Origin of the sequence: Streptomyces sp. NPDC060031 (assembly GCF_042736805.1) — a bacterium.
In the GTDB taxonomy this organism is placed as follows: domain Bacteria; phylum Actinomycetota; class Actinomycetes; order Streptomycetales; family Streptomycetaceae; genus Streptomyces.
This window is the reverse complement of sequence record NZ_JBHWVM010000146.1, coordinates 1-10,917: the sequence shown is the minus strand read 5'-3', so window position 1 is coordinate 10,917 and position 10,917 is coordinate 1. Positions and strand designations below refer to the sequence as shown.

The 10,917-nt window shown below is 73.9% G+C and carries 15 protein-coding genes; 8 read left to right on the top strand and 7 right to left on the bottom strand.

Going from position 1 to position 10,917, the window contains the following annotated elements:
• Positions 1-145: 145 nt before the first annotated feature.
• The gene (locus tag ACFWB8_RS35350; protein WP_385236875.1) at positions 146-832 is read left to right on the top strand and encodes a hypothetical protein; all 687 of its coding nucleotides are present in this window, start codon (positions 146-148) and stop codon (positions 830-832) included.
• A 7-nt stretch (positions 833-839) separates the two neighbouring features.
• On the opposite strand, the gene ACFWB8_RS35345 is transcribed toward ACFWB8_RS35350, so the two are convergent.
• The 5 genes from ACFWB8_RS35345 to ACFWB8_RS35325 form a co-directional block, all read right to left on the bottom strand.
• On the bottom strand, positions 840-1,187 hold the full coding sequence (locus tag ACFWB8_RS35345) for an NTP pyrophosphohydrolase (protein WP_385236872.1): 348 nt from the start codon (positions 1,185-1,187) through the stop codon (positions 840-842).
• A 28-nt stretch (positions 1,188-1,215) separates the two neighbouring features.
• Positions 1,216-2,175: an AAA family ATPase gene (locus tag ACFWB8_RS35340; RefSeq protein WP_385236869.1), complete on the bottom strand. Its 960-nt coding sequence runs from the start codon at positions 2,173-2,175 to the stop codon at positions 1,216-1,218.
• Entirely contained in the window at positions 2,162-3,370 is a 1,209-nt protein-coding gene (locus tag ACFWB8_RS35335) for an RNA ligase (RefSeq protein ID WP_385236866.1), read from the bottom strand. Before ACFWB8_RS35335 ends, ACFWB8_RS35340 begins: the two co-directional genes overlap by 14 nt.
• A 62-nt stretch (positions 3,371-3,432) precedes the next feature.
• Complete coding sequence (locus ACFWB8_RS35330) at positions 3,433-3,588, bottom strand: hypothetical protein (protein ID WP_385236863.1); 156 nt, start codon at positions 3,586-3,588, stop codon at positions 3,433-3,435.
• Between the two features lie 35 nt (positions 3,589-3,623).
• A complete protein-coding gene (locus ACFWB8_RS35325; RefSeq protein WP_385236860.1) occupies positions 3,624-4,058 on the bottom strand; it encodes a VOC family protein in 435 nt (144 codons plus the stop codon).
• Positions 4,059-4,140: 82 nt separating this feature from the next.
• Here ACFWB8_RS35325 and ACFWB8_RS35320 point away from each other — a divergent pair, with 82 nt between their 5' ends.
• Positions 4,141-4,875 carry a YoaK family protein gene (locus ACFWB8_RS35320; RefSeq protein WP_385236857.1) on the top strand — a complete coding sequence of 245 codons (735 nt, stop codon included), beginning with the start codon at positions 4,141-4,143 and terminating at the stop codon, positions 4,873-4,875.
• Here ACFWB8_RS35320 and ACFWB8_RS35315 read toward each other — a convergent pair.
• Together ACFWB8_RS35315 and ACFWB8_RS35310 are read right to left on the bottom strand one after the other, a co-directional pair.
• Positions 4,811-5,713, bottom strand: a complete 903-nt coding sequence (locus ACFWB8_RS35315; protein WP_385236854.1) for a tellurite resistance/C4-dicarboxylate transporter family protein — start codon at positions 5,711-5,713, stop codon at positions 4,811-4,813. The two genes, ACFWB8_RS35320 and ACFWB8_RS35315, sit on opposite strands and share 65 nt — an antisense overlap.
• A gap of 110 nt (positions 5,714-5,823) precedes the next feature.
• Complete coding sequence (locus tag ACFWB8_RS35310) at positions 5,824-6,228, bottom strand: hypothetical protein (RefSeq protein WP_385236851.1); 405 nt, start codon at positions 6,226-6,228, stop codon at positions 5,824-5,826.
• 156 nt (positions 6,229-6,384) lie between these two features.
• Between ACFWB8_RS35310 and ACFWB8_RS35305 the strand changes: the two genes are divergently transcribed.
• The 6 genes from ACFWB8_RS35305 to ACFWB8_RS35280 all read left to right on the top strand — a co-directional run bounded on the left by ACFWB8_RS35305 (position 6,385) and on the right by ACFWB8_RS35280 (position 10,865).
• Positions 6,385-6,756 carry a BlaI/MecI/CopY family transcriptional regulator gene (locus tag ACFWB8_RS35305; protein WP_385236848.1) on the top strand — a complete coding sequence of 124 codons (372 nt, stop codon included), beginning with the start codon at positions 6,385-6,387 and terminating at the stop codon, positions 6,754-6,756.
• A gap of 5 nt (positions 6,757-6,761) precedes the next feature.
• Complete coding sequence (locus tag ACFWB8_RS35300) at positions 6,762-7,688, top strand: M56 family metallopeptidase (RefSeq protein WP_385236878.1); 927 nt, start codon at positions 6,762-6,764, stop codon at positions 7,686-7,688.
• A gap of 124 nt (positions 7,689-7,812) precedes the next feature.
• A complete protein-coding gene (locus tag ACFWB8_RS35295; RefSeq protein WP_385236844.1) occupies positions 7,813-8,484 on the top strand; it encodes a DUF6445 family protein in 672 nt (223 codons plus the stop codon).
• Positions 8,485-8,578: 94 nt separating this feature from the next.
• Complete coding sequence (locus ACFWB8_RS35290; protein WP_385236840.1) at positions 8,579-9,214, top strand: metal ABC transporter ATP-binding protein; 636 nt, start codon at positions 8,579-8,581, stop codon at positions 9,212-9,214.
• Entirely contained in the window at positions 9,211-10,080 is an 870-nt protein-coding gene (locus ACFWB8_RS35285; protein WP_385236837.1) for a metal ABC transporter permease, read from the top strand. The genes ACFWB8_RS35290 and ACFWB8_RS35285 overlap by 4 nt, the downstream gene beginning before the upstream one ends.
• Entirely contained in the window at positions 10,038-10,865 is an 828-nt protein-coding gene (locus ACFWB8_RS35280; RefSeq protein ID WP_385236834.1) for a metal ABC transporter solute-binding protein, Zn/Mn family, read from the top strand. The genes ACFWB8_RS35285 and ACFWB8_RS35280 overlap by 43 nt, the downstream gene beginning before the upstream one ends.
• Positions 10,866-10,917 lie beyond the last annotated feature (52 nt).

Sequence of the window (10,917 nt, the reverse complement as noted above, 5' to 3'; positions counted from 1 at the left end):
CCCGCGAGGGGCGCCGGGCGGTCCGGTTTATGACCACATGCCCCACCTCCCGGACAACGAAGTGGATCCGGCGCCGCGCGGCAGGTAGACAGGCGCTGTACACCTGCGGGCACACGGCCCGCGGGCGGAGTGAAGGACAGACCACGTGCCGCGTATCGGACGACCCCGCAAGCTGGCCACCCTCGCGATGCTCGCGGCCTGCGGAGCCGCTCTCGGCGGATGCTCCTCCACCCCGGACGAGGCCGCGGACACGGCCACCGCCTCCTCGCCCGCCGTCTCGGTACCGGCTTCGCCGCCCGCCTCGGCCCCCGTCTCCGCGTCCGCGGCTCCGACGGACGCCGCGGCCCCTTCCACCGGGAGCACCACGGGCCCCCAGTCGGCCAAGAGCTGGCCGGACGTCACCGCCGTCATCCAGCAGTGGCGCAACCGGCCCCGCGGGGTCGGTGCGCCCGACGCGGAGGCGATCCACTCCAAGTCCACCGGCCTGCTCAACGACACCGAGAGCCGCTACGGGTCCGGCACCGGCTCCAAGTGCTGGCCGCAGCGCGCCACCTCGCTCACCTCGGCCTGCGCAGGCAATGCCGCCAAAGCCGCCGAGACCGCCAGGACCTCCCTGTCGTGGATCGCCCACGAGGACCCGGGCGCCTTCACCACCCTGCGCGGGCACGCCGACAAGGTGATCAAGGCCGCCGAGACCTACGCCTCCCGCTCCTGCGCGAACGCGCCCGCCGCGCCCGCCGACCGCGAAGCCTGCTGGGAGGCCGGCCACACCGTCGCCCAGGCCTACGACCGGCTGCGCGACGGCTTCAACGCCGCGCTCCAGGCCCGCTGACCGCCGATCAGTCCGCCGGGCGTACGGTACGCGGCCCCACGCACTCCACGCCGTACGCCCGGACCCGCTCGCGCAGTTCGCGGTCGGCGGTGACCACCACACAGCCGCGCTCCGCGAAGGCCGCCGCCAGCTCCACGATCCGGTCGTCGCCGCTCCCGGGCGCCGAGTCCACCCGTACGCCGGGCACCGACTCGACGCCCCGGGCGGCGCCTTCCACGACGAGGACGATCTCCTCGTCCCCTCCCCGGGCGGCCAGCAGGTCACGAAGCCGCTCCGCGGCCCCGCGCCGGTCCCGCCACCAGCCGTCCGGCACGGACCCGACGACGTTCGCACCGTCCACGATCAGCACATTCACGTCGCCAGTATGGGCCGGTCGGGCCCGGTCAGAAGTCGCCGTAGTTGACCTGCCAGGTCGCCAGGCCCATCCGGCGCCAGATGGCGACCACCCGGTCCCGGTCGTCCAGTGAGACCCGGACCGCGTACCGGTCGCGTACGTGGGCGTTGAACAGCTCGGCCTTCACGATGTCGTCGCGCCGCGTGTCCCCGGCGGGCCGCATCCACAGCTCGTCGTACGGGACGTCGTGCCGCAGCAGCCAGGCCTGCGTCTGCTGCCGGAACTCCTCGCTACGACCGGACAGCAGCACGATCGTGTCGCCGTGGGCGTGCCGGAAGGCGTTCAGGGCGTCGCGCACCGGGCTGTTCAGCGCGTCGATCTCGCAGCGCGAGAAGTCGTACGGGTTGCGGTCGCCGGTCAGTGCGAGCGTTCCGTCGATGTCGCACATCACCGCCGCGGGCAGCGCCGGGTCGGCCACGTACGGGGACACGTCCGGCTGCTCGTTCAGCCACTCCGCCGTGAGCCGCCAGCCGCCCTTGCGGGCCTTGGCGTGCTTGTCGGCGAGTATCCGGATGATCTCCTCGCCGACCTGGCGCTCGCGCCCGGCGTCACGGCGCAGGCACTCCTCCAGGGGCACGTCGGTGAAGTCGTGCACCACGAAAATGGCGCGCCCGGCGACGGCTGCCTTGAGCCGCTTGGGGATGTGCGAGGTCAGGTGCGTGTTGTCGACCACGACGTCGAAGCCGCCCTCGACGGCCGCGCGCACCGCCTCGTCCTGGATCTCCAGGACGGTCTGCTCGTGCCGGTAGGACCGGCCTCGCTCGGGGTCCGGCACGTCGAGCATGGCCCGCAGGTCGTCGAGGTTGACGCGGCGCATGCGGCCGGCGGCCTCGGCCTGCAGAGCGCGCGCGGCGGTCGTCTTCCCGGAGGCCGGCAACCCCGTCATGACGTGTACCACGGGGAGTACGGGGGTTACAGGGGCTTCGGACACGGGGTCAGTTCTCCTCATCGGTGGTGAAAGGGTCGGATGTTTCGGGTCGTACCTGCCGCCATACGAAGAGCTCGGTCGGCCGGTTGTCCAGGCGCTGGAACAGTGCGCCGCGGATCCGGGCGTCGGGCAGTTCCTTCGCGGCCCGCGCGAACGCGCCCCGGTCGCCGGCCAGGTGGGCGATCGCGGCGTACGCCTCGTCGATGGCGCGCTCGCGCCGCGCGGCCTCCTCCTCGAGCCGTTCGATGACCGAGCGGACCCAGGTGTCGAACTCGTCGGGCACCTGCTCCAGCAGCGCGTCGAGCGGCTTGCCGCCCGAGGCCTCGAGGTCGGCCACGGTGCAGTTCAGACCCTGGGCCAGCTGCTTGGCGGGCAGGCCGGCGAACCGCTGGATGCCGTGGCTGCGCCAGATGTCCCGTTCGGTGACGGCGGTGAGCACCCGGTGCAGGCGTACGTACTCGGACAGCTTGGCCTTCGCGCGCACGCCGGAGGCGAACCGCAGCACGAAGCCCTCGGCGTCGGTACCCGTGACGTTCCCGCCGTCGGGCAGGGTGTTGGACTCGGCCAGCGCGATCAGCTCGGCGATGGGCATGGCGGGCCACACGGTGACGACGGAGCCGACCCCCTGCCAGTGGGCCGCGGCCCCGGCGAGGGCGACTTCGGTGCCGTCGGCGCCGAAGGCGGCGAGCAGGACGAGGTCGCGGCGGTCGCCGTAGTCGACGACGATGCGGTTCTGCGGGTACAGGATCTCCGCGAGGTACGTGGTGCCGGGGACCAGGGCGGAGGTGTCGCGTCCGTCGAGGCGGCGCTGCGCCCAGGTGGCCTGCGCGCTGATGAAGGAGCCCTTGGAGGCGACGCGCCACCGGCCCGCGTAGTGGAACACCACGCCGAGGCTGCCGTCGACCTTGTCGTACACCTCGAACGGCTCGTCCGGCAGGGCGGGCGCGTAGGGCTGACCGGACTCGTGCTCGCCGACGTTGAAGAACTTCGGCAGGGGCAGGGCGACCACGGCTCCGGTGGTGTCGTCGGCGACGAGACCGCGGCAGCGGGTGGTGACGTCGTTCCAGACGCGCTCGTACTGGGCGGTCCGCGTGTACGTGTAGATGGACAGCGGCAGCTCGGGGTGCGACTTGCGGGTCACGTGTCCGGCGTCGATCGCCTCGGCCAGCGCGTGCGCGGGCATCAGGTCGTGCAGAGTCAGGCGGTCCTGGCTCATGGAATCCCTCCCGGTTTGAGATGCCTCATTCTCAACGGCGGGAGGGACCGTTCGAAACCGGATTACCGCTGGTCGGGACGGGAGGCGGCCAGCCGGTTGTCGGCGGCGGCGAGGGTGCGCCCGCCGGCGAGGACGCGTTCGACGGTGTCGTCACGCAGGCACTCGCGCAGGACGCCCCGGCCGGTCATTCCGGTCGCACCGAAGAGGATGACGTCCACACGGCCACACTGACCGGCGCCGGCGCCGCCGCCGGTCAGTGGGAGACGCAGAGCTCATTGCCCTCGGGGTCGGCGAGGGTGGTCCAGGCGAAGGGGCCCTGGCGGCCCTCGTGGAGGTGCTTGGCGCCCTTGGCGAGCAGCCGCTCGACGACCGCTCCGGGGTCGTCGTCCCCGGTACGGACGTCCAAGTGGAGGCGGTTCTTGACGGACTTGGGCTCCGGAACCAGCTGGAACAGGATGCGGGGCGCCCGCTCCAGGCCCTGCGGGTGGCGGATCGCGGCGCCGACCTTCCAGACCAGCACGCCGTGGTGGGTGGTGGTGTCGTCCTCGCTCGCATGGCCCGCGGCGATCAGGCCGCGGATGAACTCCTCGTCACTGGGCTCCACTTCCCAGCCGAGGGCCTCGGCCCACCAGTCGGCGAGGGGGTGCGGGTCGGCGGAGTCGATCGTCAGCTGGAAGGTGTAGGCCATGCGGGGACCCTACCCCCGCGACACCGCGCGCGCCCGTCCGCTCGGCCGTGGGGATGCGCTGCCCCGTGGTAGTACGGTCCGCATGACGTCCACCGCACGGCGCGGCCTGCTGCGGCCGCTCGCCGCGCGGCTCTTCCCGCCGGGGCCGGGCGGCGCGGCGCAGCCGTACGGGGTGCTGCCGCCGCTGCTGGTCGTGCTCACCTTCGTCAGCGGGCTGGTCGACGCCGTGAGTTATCTCGGACTCGACCACGTCTTCGTCGCCAACATGACGGGCAATGTCGTCTTCCTCGGCTTCGCGCTCGCCGGGGACCGCCAACTGTCCGTCACCGCCTCCCTCTTGGCGCTCGGCGCCTTCTCGTTGGGGGCGATGGCCGCCGGGCGGCTGCGCCGCGCGACGGAGGCGGCGCGCATGTTCGAGCCGCTGATGGCGGTGCAGGCCGTACTGGTCAGCGGCGCGCTCGCCCTGACGGCGGGCGGCGCCGGACGGCTGGCGGTCGTCGGTCTGCTCGCCCTCGGCATGGGTCTGCAGAACGCCGTGGTGCACCGGCTCGCCGTCCCCGACCTGACCACCACGGTCCTCACCCGGACGCTGACCGCTCTGGCCGCCGATCCGTGGGGGCCGGCCTCGGTACGCCGGATCGTGTCGGTCGGGGCCCTGCTGCTGGGGGCGCTGGCCGGCGGCCTGCTGACGTTGCGCCACGGTTCGCGCTGGGCCCTCGCGGCGGCGGTGGTCCTGCTGGCCTGGGTCGCGCTCACGGCGTACCGGGAGGGCGCCGCCCGTCGTGGCCGGCGCACCCGGCCACGACGAGGGCGGTGAAGGTCAGCAGCCACGCGGCGACGGCGATCCACAGCAGTGCCTCGCCCAGCGGCCGCAGCCAGCCGACTCCGGTGGGACCGGCGGCGGAGAGGCAGGCGGTGGCGGTCATGCCGATCGGGAAGACGGTGGCCCAGCGCCGGATGTCGTAGCCCGGGCGGGGCCACAGCACCTCGGCGCCGAGCAGGGCCGCGCACCACGCGAGGGCGAGGCCGAGCAGTACCAGGGTGGCGGTACGCAGCGCCGTGTGCGCCGTACCCGCCCATACGGGTGACGCGGCGAGCTTGGATCCGGCGAGGGCGCAGATGGACAGTGCCCCGCCCGCCACCCAGTGGTCTCCCCCGCCGGTCAGCACCTCGCGGAAGTCGAAGCGCACGAGGGCCTCGGCGTACAGCAGCAGCCCGAGGACGAAGGCGGCCAGTGCCGCCCCGGCCAGCCATTCGCGGCCGGTGGCGGTGGCCAGCACGGCCGCCAGGACAGCGAGTCCCTGGGTGGCCACGCAGACGAGGAAGACCGCGCCGGGCATCCGCCGCCGCCAGTGCCGCAGGACGCGGAGCAGCAGTCCGGGCCAGAGCGCGGCGGCGAGCACGAGCAGCGCGGCGGCGGCCGGCTGCCGGCCGGACAGGGAGAGCCGGGCGCCGAGCACGGTCGTGGCGGCGACGGCGGTGAGGGCGGCCGGGGTGTCGGCCTCGGCCCGGAACCTGCCGCGGTCGCGGATCAGCCGGTACCCGAAGTCGGCGGCGAGCAGGATCCACAGCGCCCCGGCGCCGGCCAGCGCCGCGAGCGAGAGCCCGTCGCGGCCGATCAGCTGCAGGCCCATCGAGATGATCCCGGCGGCCATGACGGCGGCGCCCGCGGCCGGGGGCAGCCCGGCCCACCAGCGGCCGACCGCCGAAGGCCGCTGGGGTCGCGGGTGACGAGGGGGGCGCGGGGCGGCGCCGGACGGCGGGGTCAGGGCACGTCGTCCGGGTCGCAGTTGTCCCGGGCCAGGCCGATCGTCCGCAGGGCGTACATGAGGCCGTCGCCGTCGCCGTCGCGGACGATGTGGACGGCTCCGTCCACGGCCAGCCGGGTCAGGGCCGCGGGCGCCGTGGTGGCCGTCGTACGCAGGACCACGCCGCTCGGGGGGTCAAGGGCGCGCACCCCGTGGAAGACGCCGAGCGCGCCGGGATCCGTGTCGAGGGCGCCGGGTACGGCCAGGACGGTGACGTCGGGGAGCAGGACCCGGGCGTGCGCGAGGGCGACGGCGGGCTCGGCGGCGTGGGAGATGACCCGGAAGTGCGGGTTGCTGTGGATCCGCGACCTCAGCCGCTCCAGTTCCTCGCCCTCCGGGACGCCGACCACCAGTACCGTCATCACAGTTCCCCATCCTGCGTCGGCCCGGCCTCCTCGGCGAGCGGGGCGCGGCGGATGCCTGGCGGTCGGTCCGGGCCGCCCTGGGCCTTCGGCGGCCGCTCGCCTAGGGTGGGCGGCCACGACAGTCGGCGGAGATGTCTGGAGGAGCCTCGACCCATGGGCGACACGAATGCGGAGCGCCGGCCCGCCGGCGAACTGGAGGCCGCGGTTCTCGCCGCCCTGTGGGCTGCCGACGCGCCCCTGACCCCGGTGCAGATGCAGGACGCCCTGGGCGGTTCCCTCGCCCGGACGACCGTGACGACGATCCTGACCCGGCTGTACGAGAAGCGCAGCGTCGACCGCATACGGTCGGGCCGCGGCTTCGCGTACCTGCCGACCGAGGACGCGTCCGGCCTCACCGCACGGCGGATGTACGCCGAGCTGGAGAAGACCGAGGACCGGGGCGCCGTACTGACCCGTTTCGTGTCGCGGCTGAGTGACGAGGACGAGCAGCTGCTGCGGGCCTTGCTGGAGGGGGACGCCCCGTGAGCTACATGGTGTGGCTGCCGCTGCTCGTGCCCTTCCTCGCCGGCCCCGCGGCCCGCCGGCTCGCCTCCCACCTCCCGCCCCGCCGGGCGGCCTGGCTGCTGGCCGGTTCCGCGGTCGGTCTCGCGGCGGGCAGCATCACCTCGCTCGCCCTGCTCGTCGTGCCCGGCGCCACGCACCTGCGCGTCGTCGCCGCCCTCGGGGAGCTGCTCACCCCGCTCTCCACGGGTTCCGCCGACGCGATGATCGCCGTGGCCGTCGTGGCCGCCACGGTCCTGGCCTGGCGCACCGCCGTGCTGGTGCGCGCGGTGCACGCGCGGCTGGCCCAGTTGCGCCGCTCCAGGCGGCTGGCGGCCCGCGCCGACGGGGAGCTCGTCGTGCTGCGGGACGACTGCCCCGACGCCTACGCGCTGCCCGGCCGGCCCGGCCGGATCGTGGTGACCACCGGGATGCTGCGCACCCTGGCACCCGACGAGCGGGCGGCCCTGCTCGCGCACGAGCGCGCCCACCTGCGCGAGCACCACCACGTCTTCGTGGCCGCGGTGGAGCTGGCCGCCCTGTGCCATCCCGCGCTGCACGCCCTGCGCGAGCCGCTGGCGTACGCGCTGGAGCGCTGCGCCGACGAGTCCGCCGCCGACGCGGTCGGCGACCGCCGCCTGACCGCCCGGGCGATCGGCAAGGCCGCCCTCGCCTCCCGTACGACGAGCCGCCCCGGCCTGGCCCTGGCCGCGACGACCGGACCGGTCCCCCGCCGGGTGGCTGCCCTGCTGCAGCAGCAGTCCGACGCGGCCCCGCCCCGGCCGCGGATCCGGCACCTGGTCACGGCCGCCTACCTGGCGTGCCTCGCGCTGTCGGCCGGCGCGACCGTGCACGCCGCGCACGATCTGCACGCGGGCATCGAGGCCGCACAGGGCGAGGGCCTGGCCGAGAGGTAGGGACCGCGACAGCGACCCCACGACCCCACCAGCGATCACGGCCACGGCCCATGGTGAACCCTTGACGCAACGTTGACCGGTTCGGTGGCGAGGGGCCCGCGCATGGTCAACTAGCTTCCCTGCCATGCCTCTACGACCCCCGCCCCTGCCTGTCCTGCCCTACCGCAAGCCGACCCGCGGGCGTGACTACTGGGAACTGGACGACGTACTGCCCGATCCGGAGGCCGTACGGGAGCGGCTGCTCGCCCGGGACGACTGGACCGAGGGCTACCCCCACAAGCCCGAGGCCTGGCCGGGCATGCGCTCGATGCCGGCGCTGGAGCCCGAGGAACTGGCGCAGGTGGAGCGGCTGGTGCGCAAGGCGACCGGCGCGCCGCGGATCTGGGCCCAACAGCCCACCGGCGGCGGCACCTTCAACCACAACTGCGTGCAGGTCGTCGGCGAGGGCGAGTGCGAGCCGCGGCCCCACACCGATTCCCGTACGCTCTGCCGCTACGCCGCGGTCCTCTACCTCAACCCCAAGGTGCCGAAGGACTGCGGGACCAGCTTCTACCGCCAGAGCCTGCCGGGCGGCTCCCTGGGCGGGAACCAGGTCGCCGCCCCGCACAACAACCTGGTCGACGCGCTGGGCACCCGCTTCGTGGCTCCGGATTCCTTCGTCGAGGACGTACGGGTCCCGCACCGGGCCAACCGGTTGCTGCTCTACTCCGCCAACCTGATCCACACCGCCACGGCGTACTGGGGCCACACCCTGGAGGACAAGCGGATGACGGCCGTCTTCTTCTGGATGGCCTGAGCGGAAAAGGCTCCGCGCTCCGGAACCCGCAGCGCCCGCCGTGCGACTCCTACCCCGTGCGGACGGCGGGCAACCGAGTGCGGAAGGGCGTGGGATGGGCGGGCTGGACATTCGGATGCGGGGGGTGGGCTGCCGCCACGGGCGGGTCGAGGCCGTCGCCGGTGTGGACCTGGAGGTCGCCGCGGGTGAGCGCGTCGCGCTGACCGGGACCAACGGTTCCGGCAAGACCACCCTGCTGCGCGCCGTGCTCGGTCTGCACCGGCAGGCGAGCGGCACGATCCTGGTCGGCGGCCGCGGGACCGGTTCGGCGGCCGACTGGGCCTGGCGGCGGCGCGCCTGCGCCTGGATTCCGCAGAAGCCCGCGGCCGGCCGGTTCCCGCTGCTCGGGGAAGAGCTCCTGGCGTCGGGAGCCGCGCCGGAACGGTCCGCCGAGGCCGCGGACCGGCTGGGGGTCGGCCGGCTGACCGGGCGCCCCCTGCACACGCTGTCCGGCGGCCAGTTGCAGCGGATGTACCTGGCCCGGGCGATCGGCTGCGTGGCCGCCGGAGCCGAGGTGCTGCTCGCCGACGAGCCCACCGCGGCACTCGACTTCGACGGTCAGGAGGAGGCCGCCGACGTACTGACCTCGCTGCCCGTGACCCTCGTCGTCGTCACCCACGACCGCGCGCTGGCCGAACGCTGCGACCGGGTACTGGAGATGGCCGCCGGCCGGCTGCGGGAGGTCCGGTGAACACCCTGGCCACCGCCGACGTGGGCGAGCTGCTGCGACTGCTTCCGGTACAACGGGCGGCCGCCGCGCTGCTGTTGGCGGCGATCGGACTGCCGGTGATCGGTGTGGTCATCGTCGGTCTCGACATCATGCCGGTGCGGTTCGCGATGATGCACGTCGCGCTGCTGGGCATCGCCGTCGGCCTGCTGACCGGTCTGGACCCGATGCTGTGCGCCCTGGTGGCCTGCGCCCTGGCCGGAGCGGGTGTGGCGCCGCTCGCCCGGACCCCGGACGGCCTCTCCGGCGCGATGGGTCTGCTGATGAGCCTGGCCATCGCCGCCGCGCTGCTGCTGCTCGCCGTGTCCGGGGTCAACGCCTCCGGTGCGTTCGCGCTGTTGTGGGGTTCGATCCTGTCGGTGGGCACCGCCGATCTGGTGGTGCTCGGGGCTCTCGCCGTCCTCGTACCGGCCCTGTTCTGGTGGCGGCGGCGCGAGGTGGCACTGCTGCTGTACGACCGGGAGCTCGCGCAGTGTTCGGGCGTACCGGTCCAGGCGCTGACGGCGGTGCTGCTGGTGCTCGTCGCGGTGGCCGTCGCCGGGGCGATCAAGCTGACCGGCGCCCTGCTGGTGGACGCGCTGACCCTGCTGCCGGCCCTGGCCGCACGCCGGCTCGGCACGTCGCTGCGGTCGATCACCGGGTGGGCCGTCGGCATCGGCGTGGCCGTGAACCTCGTCGGCTTCCTCACCGCTCTCTGGCTGGACTGGCCTCCCGGGCCCGTCCTGGTCCTCACCGCGGGGGCGGTCGTCCTCGTGGTCCATCTGCTCCCCGAACGGAGAATCAGCTCATGGCGCGTACCCGCGTCCGATTCGCATCCCTCCTCGCACTGAGCGCGGCCATGACCCTCGCCCTGGTCACAGGCTGCGGCAGCGACGGAGGTGACGGCGACGGCAAGGCCCCGGCGACAGCGGCGACGGCGGCGAAGGGCGGAAAGAAGCCGGTGGTCGTCGTCACCACCAGCTGGGAGGGCGCCTTCGCGAAGGCCGCCGGGGCCGAGGACGTCAAGGTGATCGTGCCCCAGTCCGTGCACCACGCGCCGGACTACGACCCCAAGCCCTCCGACCTCGCCGCCGTCGCCAAGGCCGACTTCGTGCTGTACGCGCCCTTCGAGCCCTACGCGGCGAAGATCAAGCAGGCGGCCGGGTCCAAGGCGGAGCTGGTCGAGGTGAACCTCGACAACGACCCCGACAAGGTCAAGGCCGAAGTGGCCCGGCTCGGCACGCTGTTCGGCACCGGCGAGGCCGCCGCGAGCTGGACGTCCTCCTTCGACACCGAGTACGCCAGGCTCTCGCAGGACGTGCGCGCCGGCTGGCCCGGCGGCCGCAGCCCGGCGGTCGTCAGCCAGGTCTTCACCGCCTGGTCCGCGAAGCTGGCCGGCGCCACCACGGTCGGTACGTACGGCCCCGAGGCGGTCACCCCGGCGCAGTTGGCCGAGCTGTCCGCTAAGAAGCCGGCGCTCGTCCTGGACAACGCCCACATGTCGACCGGGACCGTGCTGCCCGACTCGGGCGCCAAGCAGGTCGAGATCGTCAACTACCCGGACAAGGACCTCGACTTGCTGCCGGTCTACCGCAATGCGGCGGCCGGGCTGAAGAAGGCCATGGCCGGCTCCTGAAGGCGCCGTGACCTCGGCTCCCTGACGGCGGCGGGGCGATCCGTTCCCGGAT